Origin of the sequence: Streptomyces sp. NPDC102441 (assembly GCF_044765585.1) — a bacterium.
Taxonomy (GTDB): domain Bacteria; phylum Actinomycetota; class Actinomycetes; order Streptomycetales; family Streptomycetaceae; genus Streptomyces.
In genome coordinates this window covers 95,096-107,639 of record NZ_JBIWKH010000007.1, presented here as the reverse complement: position 1 = coordinate 107,639, position 12,544 = coordinate 95,096, and the positions used below count along the sequence as shown (strand labels likewise).

Here is a 12,544-nt window from a genome sequence, read left to right as displayed (position 1 = left end):
TCACGGAGACTCCCAGATGCTGCGCCCTCCCGGGGAAAACCCCCGGACCCCCCGTCACCTCATCTCGGCCGCAGACCTCACCCGCGACGACGCCGTCCTGATCCTCGACACCGCCGAGGAGATGGCGAGGGTCGCGGACCGGCCGATCAAGAAGCTGCCCACCCTGCGTGGACGAACGGTCGTCAACCTCTTCTTCGAGGACTCGACCCGGACGCGGATCTCGTTCGAGGCCGCCGCCAAGCGGCTCTCCGCCGACGTCATCAACTTCTCCGCGAAGGGCTCGTCCGTCTCCAAGGGCGAGTCGCTCAAGGACACCGCGCTGACCCTGGAGGCCATGGGTGCCGACGCCGTGGTCATCCGGCACGGCGCCTCCGGAGCGCCGTACCGCCTCGCGACCTCGGGCTGGATCGACAGCGCCGTCGTCAACGCCGGCGACGGCACGCACGAGCACCCCACCCAGGCACTGCTGGACGCCTTCACGATGCGCCGCAGGCTGGTCGGGGCCGACGCGGGCCTCGGCCGCGACCTCGAAGGCCGACGCATCACGATCGTCGGCGACATCCTGCACAGCCGCGTGGCCCGCTCCAACGTGCACCTGCTGCACACGCTCGGTGCGCACGTCACCCTGGTGGCCCCGCCCACCCTCGTGCCGGTCGGTGTCGAACAGTGGCCCTGCGACGTCAGCTACCGCCTCGACGACGTGCTGCCGAAGTCGGACGCGGTCATGATGCTCCGTGTGCAGCGTGAGCGGATGAACGCCGCCTACTTCCCGACCGAGCGGGAGTACTCCCGCCGCTACGGCCTGGACGGCGAACGCATGGCGAAGATGCCGGAGCACGCCATCGTGATGCACCCCGGCCCCATGGTCCGCGGCATGGAGATCACGGCCGAGGTCGCCGACTCCGACCGCTGCACCGCCGTCGAACAGGTCGCCAACGGCGTCTCCACCCGCATGGCCGTCCTCTATCTGCTGCTCGGCGGTTCCGAGACCGCTCTGCCCTCCGCCTCCGCCCGTACCGAGGAGAACAAGTAACCATGAGCAAGATCCTGATCCGTGGTGCGAAGGTCCTCGGCGGCGAGCCGCAGGACGTCCTCATCGACGGCGAGACCATCGTGGGGACCGGCACCGGCATCGAGGCCGGCGACGCCACCGTGATCGACGCGGCCGGCCAGATCCTGCTGCCCGGCCTCGTCGACCTGCACACCCATCTGCGCGAGCCCGGACGCGAGGACTCCGAGACCGTCCTCACCGGGACCAAGGCGGCGGCAGCAGGCGGCTTCACCGCCGTCCACGCCATGGCCAACACCTTCCCCGTCGCCGACACCGCCGGTGTCGTCGAGCAGGTCTGGCGGCTCGGCAAGGAGTCCGGCTACTGCGACGTGCAGCCCGTAGGCGCCGTCACCGTCGGCCTGGAGGGCAAGCAGCTCGCCGAGCTCGGCGCCATGCACGACTCCGCCGCCGGAGTGAAGGTCTTCTCCGACGACGGCAAGTGCGTCGACGACGCCGTCATCATGCGCCGCGCGCTGGAGTACGTGAAGGCCTTCGGCGGCGTCGTCGCCCAGCACGCCCAGGAGCCCCGCCTCACCGAGGGCGCCCAGATGAACGAGGGCGTCGTCTCGGCCGAGCTCGGCCTCGGCGGCTGGCCCGCCGTCGCCGAGGAGTCGGTCATCGCCCGCGATGTGCTCCTCGCCGCCCACGTCGACTCCCGGGTGCACATCTGCCACCTGTCGACCGCCGGCTCCGTCGAGCTCGTCCGCTGGGCCAAGTCCAAGGGCTGGAACGTCACCGCCGAGGTCACCCCGCACCACCTGCTGCTGACCGACGAACTCGTACGGACCTACGACCCCGTCTACAAGGTGAACCCGCCCCTGCGCACCGAGGCCGACGTCATGGCCCTGCGCGAGGCGCTCGCCGACGGCACCATCGACTGCGTGGCCACCGACCACGCACCGCACCCGCACGAGGACAAGGACTGCGAGTGGGCCGCCGCGGCCATGGGCATGGTGGGCCTGGAGACCGCGCTCTCCGTGGTCCAGCAGACGATGGTGGACACCGGGCTCCTCGACTGGAAGGGCGTCGCCGACCGCATGTCGTTCCGCCCCGCGGCCATCGGCGGCCTCGAAGGACACGGCCGGCCCGTCTCGGCGGGTGAGCCCGCCAACCTCACCCTGGTCGATCCGGCATACCGTGGAGCTGTGGACCCCGCGGGCTTCGCCTCCCGCAGCCGCAACACTCCGTACGAGGGTCGCGAGCTGCCCGGCCGAGTGACCCACACCTTCCTGCGGGGCCGTGCCACGGTCGTCGACGGGAAGCTCGCGTGACAACACTCCGCCCCAACTTTCAGCTGTACCAGCTGGCCGCCGAAGAGAAGTCGGCCGAAGTGACGGACTGGTCCGCCCGCATCAGCTGGGTCCTCGGACTGGTCGTCCTCATCGCGTTCGTCTACTGGCTGATGCGCCAGGGATGGAAGTGGCGGGGGAGCCTGCAGTCCGGTCTGCCCGAGCTCCCGGCCACCCCCGAAGGGTTCGCGGACGGCGAGGCGCTGCTCACACTGACCGGCCGCTACCACGCCTCGACGACCGCCGGACAGTGGCTCGACCGGATCGTGGCGCACGGCCTCGGAACCCGCAGCCGGGTCGACCTGACCCTCACCGCGCAGGGCCTCGACGTCGTACGCCCCGGGGCGGCCGACTTCTTCGTACCGGCCGCCGCACTGCGCGAGGCCAGGCTCGACAAGGCGCTCGCCGGCAAGGTCCTGCCCGAGGGCGGCCTGCTGGTCATCACCTGGGCGCACGGCGAGACGCTGATCGACTCCGGCTTCCGCTCGGACCACTCGGCCGAACACCAGGCGTGGGTCGACGCGGTCAATCACCTCACCACCACCAGCACGACGGAAGGCATCGCACGATGACGATCTCCACCCGGGGAGCCGGAAAGGCTCCCGCCGTACTCGTCCTGGAGGACGGCCGCTCCTTCCGCGGCCGCGCCTACGGGGCCGTGGGGGAGACCTTCGGCGAGGCGGTGTTCTCCACCGGCATGACCGGCTACCAGGAAACCCTGACCGACCCCTCGTATCACCGCCAGGTCGTCGTCATGACCGCCCCCCACGTCGGCAACACGGGCGTGAACGACGAGGACCCCGAGTCCAAGCGGATCTGGGTCTCCGGCTACGTCGTGCGCGACCCCGCCCGGACCCCCTCCAACTGGCGCTCCCGCCGTTCGCTGGACGAGGAGCTCGAGAGCCAGGGCGTCGTCGGCATCAGCGGCATCGACACCCGCGCGCTCACCCGCCATCTGCGCGAGCGCGGCGCGATGCGCGTCGGCATCTTCTCCGGCAACGCGATCGAGGACGAGGGCGTCCTGCTCGCCAAGGTGCGCCAGGCCCCCGAGATGAGCGGCGCCGACCTCGCGGCCGAGGTCGCCACCAAGGAGGCGTACGTCGTCCCCGCCGTCGGCACCAGGAAGTTCACGGTCGCGGCGATCGACCTCGGCATCAAGGGCATGACCCCGCACCGCATGGCCGAGCGCGGCATCGAGGTGCACGTCCTGCCGGCCACCGCCACCCTCGACGAGGTGTACGCGGTGAAGCCCGACGGCGTGTTCTTCTCCAACGGCCCCGGCGACCCGTCCGCCGCCGTCCACCCGGTCGCCCTCATGCGGGGGGTCCTGGAGCGGAAGACCCCGCTCTTCGGCATCTGCTTCGGCAACCAGATCCTGGGCCGCGCCCTCGGCTTCGGCACCTTCAAGCTGAAGTACGGCCACCGGGGCATCAACCAGCCCGTGCAGGACCGTACGACCGGCAAGGTCGAGGTCACCGCGCACAACCACGGCTTCGCCGTCGACGCCCCCCTCGACAAGGTCTCCGACACGGAGTTCGGCCGCGCCGAGGTCTCCCACGTATGCCTGAACGACCAGGTCGTCGAAGGCCTCCAGCTGCTCGACCGGCCGGCCTTCAGCGTCCAGTACCACCCCGAGGCAGCCGCGGGCCCGCACGACGCCGCGTACCTCTTCGACCGCTTCGTTTCCCTGATGGAGGACCAGCGTGCCTAAGCGCTCCGATATCCAGTCCGTCCTGGTCATCGGCTCCGGTCCGATCGTCATCGGGCAGGCCGCCGAGTTCGACTACTCCGGCACCCAGGCCTGCCGCGTACTCAAGGCCGAGGGCCTGCGCGTCATCCTGGTGAACTCCAACCCGGCGACGATCATGACCGACCCGGAGATCGCCGACGCCACGTACGTCGAGCCGATCACCCCCGAGTTCGTCGAGAAGATCATCGCCAAGGAGCGCCCCGACACGCTCCTCCCCACCCTGGGCGGCCAGACCGCGCTCAACACCGCCATCTCCATGCACGAGAACGGTGTCCTGGAGAAGTACGGTGTCGAGCTCATCGGCGCCAACGTCGAGGCCATCAACAAGGGCGAGGACCGCGACCTCTTCAAGGGAGTCGTCGCAGCGGTCAAGGAGAAGATCGGTTACGGGGAGTCCGCCCGCTCGGTCATCTGCCACACCATGGACGACGTCATCGGGGGCGTCGACACCCTCGGCGGCTACCCCGTCGTCGTCCGCCCCTCCTTCACCATGGGCGGCGCCGGCTCCGGCTTCGCCCACGACGAGGAGGAGCTGCGCCGCATCGCCGGACAGGGCCTCACGCTCTCGCCCACCACCGAGGTGCTCCTGGAGGAGTCCATCCTCGGCTGGAAGGAGTACGAGCTGGAGCTGATGCGCGACAAGAACGACAACGTCGTGGTCGTGTGCTCCATCGAGAACTTCGACCCGATGGGCGTGCACACCGGCGACTCGATCACCGTCGCCCCGTCGATGACGCTCACCGACCGTGAGTACCAGCGGCTCCGTGACATCGGCATCGCGATCATCCGCGAGGTCGGCGTCGACACCGGCGGGTGCAACATCCAGTTCGCCATCGACCCGGCCGACGGCCGGATCATCGTGATCGAGATGAACCCGCGCGTCTCCCGTTCCTCGGCGCTCGCCTCGAAGGCCACGGGCTTCCCGATCGCCAAGATCGCCGCCAAGCTGGCCGTCGGCTACACGCTCGACGAGATCCCCAACGACATCACCGAGAAGACGCCGGCCTCCTTCGAGCCGACCCTCGACTACGTCGTGGTCAAGGCCCCGCGCTTCGCCTTCGAGAAGTTCCCGTCCGCCGACTCCACCCTCACCACCACCATGAAGTCGGTGGGCGAGGCCATGGCGATCGGCAGGAACTTCACCGAGGCCCTCCAGAAGGCCCTGCGCTCCCTGGAGAAGAAGGGCTCGCAGTTCTCGTTCACCGGCGAGCCCGGTGACAAGGCCGAGCTGCTCGCCGAGGCGGTCCGTCCCACGGACGGCCGGATCAACACCGTGATGCAGGCGATCCGCGCCGGCGCCACCCAGGAAGAGGTCTTCGACGCCACGAAGATCGACCCCTGGTTCGTCGACCAGCTCTTCCTGATCAAGGAGATCGCCGACGAGCTGGCCGCCGCCGACCTCCTCGGCGCCGAGCTCCTCGCCGAGGCCAAGCGGCACGGCTTCTCCGACGCGCAGATCGGTGAGATCCGCGGTCTGCGCGAGGACGTCGTGCGCGAGGTCCGCCACGCGCTGGGTATCCGTCCGGTCTACAAGACGGTCGACACCTGCGCCGCCGAGTTCGCCGCGAAGACGCCGTACTTCTACTCCAGTTACGACGAGGAGAGCGAGGTCGCGCCCCGCACCAAGCCGGCGGTGATCATCCTCGGCTCCGGCCCGAACCGCATCGGCCAGGGCATCGAGTTCGACTACTCGTGCGTCCACGCCTCCTTCGCGCTGAGCGATGCGGGCTACGAGACCGTGATGGTCAACTGCAACCCGGAGACCGTCTCCACGGACTACGACACCTCCGACCGGCTCTACTTCGAGCCGCTCACGCTCGAGGACGTCCTGGAGATCGTGCACGCCGAGTCGCTGGCCGGACCGCTCGCCGGTGTCATCGTCCAGCTCGGCGGCCAGACCCCGCTCGGCCTCTCGCAGGCCCTCAAGGACAACGGCGTGCCGGTCGTGGGGACGTCCCCCGAGGCCATCCACGCCGCCGAGGACCGCGGCGCCTTCGGCCGTGTACTGGCCGAGGCGGGGCTGCCGGCCCCGAAGCACGGCACCGCCACCACCTTCGCCGGAGCCAAGGCCATCGCGGACGAGATCGGCTACCCCGTCCTCGTACGCCCGTCCTACGTGCTCGGCGGACGCGGCATGGAGATCGTCTACGACGAGACCCGCCTCTCCTCCTACATCGCCGAGTCCACCGAGATCAGCCCCACCCGGCCGGTCCTGGTCGACCGCTTCCTCGACGACGCGATCGAGATCGACGTCGACGCGCTCTACGACGGCACCGAGCTCTACCTCGGCGGCGTCATGGAGCACATCGAGGAGGCCGGCATCCACTCCGGCGACTCCGCCTGCGCGCTGCCCCCGATCACCCTCGGCGGCAACGACATCAAGCGGCTGCGGGCCTCGACCGAGGGAATCGCCAAGGGCGTCGGCGTACGCGGACTGATCAACATCCAGTTCGCCCTGTCCGGCGACATCCTGTACGTCCTCGAGGCCAACCCCCGCGCCTCGCGGACCGTCCCCTTCACCTCGAAGGCGACCGCGGTCCCGCTCGCGAAGGCCGCCGCCCGCATCTCGCTGGGCGCGACCGTCGCGGAACTGCGCGCGGAAGGACTGCTGCCGAGGCAGGGCGACGGCGGCACCCTGCCGCTCGACGCGCCGATCTCCGTCAAGGAGGCCGTCATGCCGTGGTCGCGCTTCCGCGACATCCACGGCCGCGGCGTCGACACGGTCCTCGGCCCGGAGATGCGCTCCACCGGCGAGGTCATGGGCATCGACTCGGTGTTCGGCACCGCGTACGCCAAGTCGCAGGCCGGCGCCTACGGCCCGCTGCCCACCAAGGGGCGCGCCTTCATCTCCGTCGCCAACCGCGACAAGCGCACCATGATCTTCCCGGCGCGCGAGCTGGTCGCCCACGGCTTCGAGCTGCTGGCCACCTCCGGCACGGCCGAGGTGCTCAAGCGCAACGGCATCAACGCCACCGTCGTGCGCAAGCAGTCCGAGGGCGAGGGCCCGAACGGCGAGAAGACCATCGTCCAGCTGATCCACGACGGCGGGGTCGACCTCATCGTCAACACCCCGTACGGAACGGGCGGCCGGCTCGACGGCTACGAGATCCGCACCGCGGCCGTCGCCCGGTCCGTGCCGTGCCTCACGACGGTCCAGGCGCTCGCCGCCGCCGTCCAGGGCATCGACGCGCTGAACCACGGCGACGTCGGCGTGCGTTCCCTCCAGGAACACGCGGAACGTCTGACCGCGGCCCGCGACTAGCCAGGACGACAAGGGGGACACCGGAAACGGTGTCCCCCTCTTCATGAGGACAGTGTGATGTACAAACTCTTCTTCCAGCTGGTCTTCAAGCGGATGGACCCGGAGCAGGCCCACTACCTGGCGTTCCGCTGGATCCGCCTCGCCGCCCGGATCCCCGTACTGCGCACCTGCGTCGCCGCCGCGCTCGCCCCCCGCCACGAGGAGCTGCGCACCGAGGCCCTCGGCCTGCGGATGCACGGTCCCTTCGGGCTCGCCGCCGGCTTCGACAAGAACGCCATCGCGATCGACGGCATGTCGATGCTCGGCTTCGACCACATCGAGATCGGCACGGTCACCGGCGAGCCGCAGCCCGGCAACCCGAAGAAGCGGCTGTTCCGCCTCGTCGCCGACCGGGCGCTGATCAACCGCATGGGCTTCAACAACGAGGGCTCCGCGGCCGTGGCCGAGCGCCTCGCCGCGCGCACCCCGGTCTTCCGTACGACCGTCGGCGTCAACATCGGCAAGACCAAGGTCGTCCCCGAGGACGAAGCCGTGGGCGACTACGTGAAGTCCACCGAGCGGCTCGCCGCCCACGCCGACTACCTCGTCGTCAACGTCTCCTCGCCCAACACCCCCGGCCTGCGCAACCTCCAGGCCACCGAGGCGCTCCGCCCACTGCTCACCGCGGTGCGCGAGGCCGCCGACCGCACCGTCACCGGCCGGCGGGTCCCGCTGCTCGTCAAGATCGCCCCGGACCTCGCGGACGCGGACGTCGACGCGGTCGCCGACCTCGCCGTCGAGCTCGGTCTGGACGGCATCATCGCCACCAACACCACCATCGCCCGCGACGGCCTCGGCCTGAGGTCCGGCGCGTCCCTGGTCAAGGAGACCGGCGGGCTCTCCGGGGCACCCCTCAAGGAGCGCTCCCTGGAGGTCCTGAGCCGCCTGTACGCCCGTGTGGGGACCAGGATCACCCTGGTGGGTGTCGGGGGCATCGAGAACGCCGAGGACGCCTGGCAGCGCATCCTGGCCGGTGCCACGCTCGTCCAGGGCTACAGCGCCTTCATCTACGAGGGCCCGTTCTACGCCCGGGCGGTCCACAAGGGGCTGGCCGCCCGCCTGGCCGCGTCCCCGTACGCCACGCTCGCCGACGCCGTCGGCGCCGAGACACGAAAGGTCATGCAGTGACCCTCGAACCCTTCGGCGCCCGCCTGCGCCGCGCCATGGACTCCCGTGGGCCGCTCTGCGTCGGCATCGACCCGCACTCCTCCCTGCTCACCTCCTGGGGCCTGAACGACGACGTCGCGGGGCTGGAGCGCTTCACACGTACGGTCGTCGAGGCACTGGCCGACCGGGTCGCCGTGCTCAAGCCTCAGTCCGCGTTCTTCGAGCGCTTCGGATCGCGCGGCATCGCAGTCCTGGAGAAGGCCGTCGAGGAGGCCCGCGCGGCAGGAGCCCTCGTGCTGATGGACGCCAAGCGCGGCGACATCGGCTCGACGATGGGCGCCTACGCGGCCACCTACCTCGACAAGGACTCGCCGCTCTTCTCCGACGCGGTCACCGTCTCGCCCTATCTGGGCTTCGGCTCGCTGCGCCCGGCGTTGGACGCGGCCGAGATCTCCGGCTCGGGTGTCTTCGTGCTCGCCCTCACCTCCAACCCGGAGGGCGCGGAGGTCCAGCGGGCCACCGCCGCGGACGGACGGCCGCTGGCACAGGTGATGCTCGACCACATGGCCGCCGAGAACGCGGGGGCGGTGCCGCTCGGCTCCGTCGGCGCCGTGGTCGGTGCCACGCTCGGGGACGCGGGTGTGGATCTGGCGATCAACGGTCCGCTGCTCGCTCCCGGCATCGGCGCCCAGGGTGCGACCCCCGCGGATCTGCCCGGTGTGTTCGGTGCCGCGGTGCGCAACGTGGTGCCGAGCGTGAGCCGGGGCGTGCTGCGCCACGGACCGGACGCGTCAGGGCTGCGCGAAGCCGCCGGACGGTTCGCGGACGAGGTCCGTACGGCCGTCTCGGAAAGCTGACGATGCCACGTAACAGCCTGTTGACGGAATCCTGACCAGAAATCCGGGTTGTTATGGCCCAAATGTCCGGGTCGGCTCAGGCTGACCAGGACTTTTCGTCTGTTCTCGCTGACTCAGGCGGCCATGGCCGCTAGTCTCCGTCGAGAGCCAACGAGCACTCGTTGTTCGCCGGCTCACCAGGTGTGGGGCTACCAGGTTCCTCACCGGTCCGTATCCGACAGATCGACATCCGAGGTGACGTAGGCGTGGCTCTTCCGCCCCTTACCCCTGAACAGCGCGCAGCCGCGCTCGAAAAGGCCGCCGCGGCTCGCCGGGAGCGGGCCGAGGTCAAGAATCGACTCAAGCACTCCGGCGCCTCGCTCCATGAGGTCATCAAGCAGGGCCAGGAGAACGACGTCATCGGCAAGATGAAGGTCTCCGCTCTTCTCGAGTCCCTGCCGGGCGTGGGCAAGGTCCGCGCCAAGCAGATCATGGAGCGTCTCGGTATCTCCGAGAGCCGCCGTGTCCGGGGTCTTGGCTCCAACCAGATCGCATCCTTGGAGCGTGAGTTCGGCGGCAGCGCCGCCTGACGTTCTCAGGCACCCCTGAGAACCTGGATAATCGCCCCATGGCTGCAACATCCCGGGGGACGTCCCCCGTACCCCCGGACGTACGTCCGCGGCTGACCGTGCTCTCCGGCCCCTCAGGGGTCGGCAAGAGCACGGTCGTCGCTCATATGCGCAAGGTTCACCCCGAGGTGTGGCTCTCGGTGTCGGCCACGACCCGTAAGCCACGCCCAGGGGAACGCAACGGTGTCCACTACTTCTTCGTGGACAACGAGGAGTTCGACAAGCTGATCGCCAACGGCGAGCTGCTGGAGTGGGCCGAGTTCGCCGGCAACCGGTACGGCACGCCGCGCCGGGCCGTGCTCGACCGTCTGGAGGCGGGCGAGCCGGTGCTGCTGGAGATCGACCTCCAGGGCGCCCGGCTGGTCCGCCAGTCGATGCCCGAGGCGCAGCTCGTCTTCCTGGCGCCGCCGGGCTGGGACGAGCTGGTGCGTCGGCTCACCGGCCGCGGGACGGAGTCCGCCGAGGTCATCGAACGCAGGCTCGCCGCGGCGAAGATCGAGCTCGCCGCCGAGGCGGAGTTCGATACGACGCTCGTCAACACCTCGGTCGAGGACGTGGCACGCGAGCTGCTAACGTTGATGCTGCAGGCTTCCGGCCTCCGTGACAGCGACGACTGATCCATCGGTCCCCACTTCTCCACGGACGCAGAGCATCACCACTGCGGAACCAGCATGATCAAAGATCTCTTTGATCTCTATCCCCTTCGGAAGGCAGAGAGTGTCCTCTTCCATCACCACGCCCGAGGGCATCATCAACCCGCCGATTGATGAGCTCCTCGAGGCCACCGACTCGAAGTACAGCCTTGTGATCTACGCCGCCAAGCGCGCGCGTCAGATCAACGCGTACTACTCGCAGCTCGGCGAAGGCCTCCTTGAGTACGTCGGTCCGCTCGTCGACACCCATGTGCACGAGAAGCCGCTCTCGATCGCGCTCCGCGAGATCAACGCGGGCCTGCTGACCTCCGAGGCCATCGAGGGCCCCGCGCAGTAAGCAGGCGGCAAGCAGGAAAAGCACCTTCACCACAGGCCCGGCGGCCGGTACCCGCCGGGCCTGTGGTGTGTCCCGGGCCGTAGCCGTCGCACCCGCCGGACCGCACCGGGGGCGGTGAGGCAGCATGGAGTGCGTACGTCACGAGGCCGCACGCGAGTGCGCGGAGACAGCGAGTGCGGGGAGACGCAGTGGAGAAGCCGAGGGTCGTCCTGGGGGTCAGCGGAGGAATCGCCGCGTACAAGGCGTGCGAGCTGCTGCGGAGGCTGACCGAGTCCGGCCACGACGTACGGGTCGTGCCGACCGCCGCGTCGCTGAACTTCGTCGGGGCGGCCACCTGGTCGGCCCTCTCCGGCAACCCCGTGTCGACCGAGGTCTGGGAGAGCGTGCACGAGGTGCCGCACGTCAGGATCGGCCAGGGCGCCGATCTCGTCGTGGTCGCCCCCGCCACCGCCGACATGCTCGCCAAGGCCGCCCACGGCCTCGCCGACGACCTCCTCACCAACACGCTGCTCACCGCGCGCTGTCCGGTCGTCTTCGCGCCCGCGATGCACACCGAGATGTGGGAGCACCCCGCCACCCAGGAGAACGTCGCCACCCTGCGCCGCCGTGGCGCCGTGGTCATCGAGCCCGCCGTCGGCAGGCTCACCGGTGTGGACACGGGCAAGGGCCGGCTGCCCGGCCCCGGGGAGATCTTCGAGGTCTGCCGGCGCGTCCTGGCCCGGGGCGCCGGGGCACCCGACCTCGAGGGCCGGCACGTGGTGATCAGCGCGGGCGGCACCCGCGAGCCGCTGGACCCGGTGCGCTACCTGGGCAACCGCTCCTCCGGCAAGCAGGGCTACGCGCTGGCCCGCACCGCCGTCGCCCGTGGCGCCCGGGTCACGCTGATCGAGGCGAACACCGGGCTGCCCGACCCCGCCGGCGCCGACATCGTGCGCGTCGGAACCGCTGTACAGCTGCGCGAGGCCGTCCTGAAGGCGGCGGCCGACGCCGACGTGGTGGTGATGGCGGCGGCGGTCGCCGACTTCCGTCCCGCCGTCTACGCGACAGGGAAGATCAAGAAGAAGGACGGCCAGGAACAGGCCCCCGTCGCGCTCGTGCGCAATCCCGACATCCTCGCCGAGGTCGCCGCGGACCGCGTCCGAGAGGGGCAGCTCGTCGTCGGATTCGCCGCCGAGACCGACGACGTCCTCGCCAACGGCCGCGAGAAACTCCGCCGCAAGGGCTGCGACCTCCTCGTCGTGAACGAGGTGGGGGAGCGCAGGACCTTCGGGTCCGAGGAGAACGAAGCGGTCGTGCTCGGGGCCGACGGTGGAGAGACCCCTGTGCCGCACGGCCCCAAGGAAGCGCTTGCCGACACGGTTTGGGACCTGGTGGCGGCACGCTTCGATTAGATTGCACAGACGCCGCTCCGGCGGAAGAATCACCTGTCATTCGACCGCGTCCCGCACCCGGAAGGAGGGATTGTCGTACTGCCGTCAACCGTGCCGAAGGTCACAGACCTCCCAAGGGGCGAGACACGTGCCCCAATCACCGGAAGCGACCGATAAACTGGTCGACGGAATGTGCCGGGCGCAGCTCCCGGGTGTTCCAT

11 protein-coding genes are annotated in these 12,544 nt (G+C 69.9%); all 11 read left to right on the top strand.

What is annotated here, in order from left to right; all coding sequences use genetic code 11:
* Window positions 1-16: 16 nt before the first annotated feature.
* Complete coding sequence (locus ACIREO_RS16915; protein WP_404110217.1) at window positions 17-1,033, top strand: aspartate carbamoyltransferase catalytic subunit; 1,017 nt, start codon at window positions 17-19, stop codon at window positions 1,031-1,033.
* Window positions 1,034-1,035: 2 nt separating this feature from the next.
* Entirely contained in the window at window positions 1,036-2,322 is a 1,287-nt protein-coding gene (locus tag ACIREO_RS16910) for a dihydroorotase (RefSeq protein ID WP_404110215.1), read from the top strand.
* Window positions 2,319-2,912 (top strand): hypothetical protein, encoded by a 594-nt coding sequence (locus tag ACIREO_RS16905; RefSeq protein WP_404110212.1) that lies wholly within the window; start codon window positions 2,319-2,321, stop codon window positions 2,910-2,912. Before ACIREO_RS16910 ends, ACIREO_RS16905 begins: the two co-directional genes overlap by 4 nt.
* A complete protein-coding gene (gene carA, locus ACIREO_RS16900) occupies window positions 2,909-4,051 on the top strand; it encodes a glutamine-hydrolyzing carbamoyl-phosphate synthase small subunit (RefSeq protein ID WP_404110210.1) in 1,143 nt (380 codons plus the stop codon). The genes ACIREO_RS16905 and carA overlap by 4 nt, the downstream gene beginning before the upstream one ends.
* Entirely contained in the window at window positions 4,044-7,352 is a 3,309-nt protein-coding gene (gene carB / locus ACIREO_RS16895; RefSeq protein ID WP_404110207.1) for a carbamoyl-phosphate synthase large subunit, read from the top strand. The genes carA and carB overlap by 8 nt, the downstream gene beginning before the upstream one ends.
* 57 nt (window positions 7,353-7,409) lie before the next feature.
* Window positions 7,410-8,519, top strand: a complete 1,110-nt coding sequence (locus ACIREO_RS16890) for a quinone-dependent dihydroorotate dehydrogenase (RefSeq protein ID WP_404110205.1) — start codon at window positions 7,410-7,412, stop codon at window positions 8,517-8,519.
* A complete protein-coding gene (pyrF, locus tag ACIREO_RS16885; protein WP_404110203.1) occupies window positions 8,516-9,355 on the top strand; it encodes an orotidine-5'-phosphate decarboxylase in 840 nt (279 codons plus the stop codon). The genes ACIREO_RS16890 and pyrF overlap by 4 nt, the downstream gene beginning before the upstream one ends.
* A 245-nt stretch (window positions 9,356-9,600) precedes the next feature.
* Complete coding sequence (locus ACIREO_RS16880; RefSeq protein ID WP_014157387.1) at window positions 9,601-9,924, top strand: integration host factor; 324 nt, start codon at window positions 9,601-9,603, stop codon at window positions 9,922-9,924.
* A gap of 38 nt (window positions 9,925-9,962) precedes the next feature.
* On the top strand, window positions 9,963-10,580 hold the full coding sequence (gmk, locus tag ACIREO_RS16875; RefSeq protein ID WP_404110201.1) for a guanylate kinase: 618 nt from the start codon (window positions 9,963-9,965) through the stop codon (window positions 10,578-10,580).
* Window positions 10,581-10,680: 100 nt separating this feature from the next.
* On the top strand, window positions 10,681-10,953 hold the full coding sequence (gene rpoZ, locus ACIREO_RS16870) for a DNA-directed RNA polymerase subunit omega (RefSeq protein ID WP_003970369.1): 273 nt from the start codon (window positions 10,681-10,683) through the stop codon (window positions 10,951-10,953).
* Window positions 10,954-11,141: 188 nt separating this feature from the next.
* Complete coding sequence (gene coaBC / locus ACIREO_RS16865; RefSeq protein ID WP_404110198.1) at window positions 11,142-12,344, top strand: bifunctional phosphopantothenoylcysteine decarboxylase/phosphopantothenate--cysteine ligase CoaBC; 1,203 nt, start codon at window positions 11,142-11,144, stop codon at window positions 12,342-12,344.
* The last annotated feature ends 200 nt before the right edge of the window (window positions 12,345-12,544 follow it).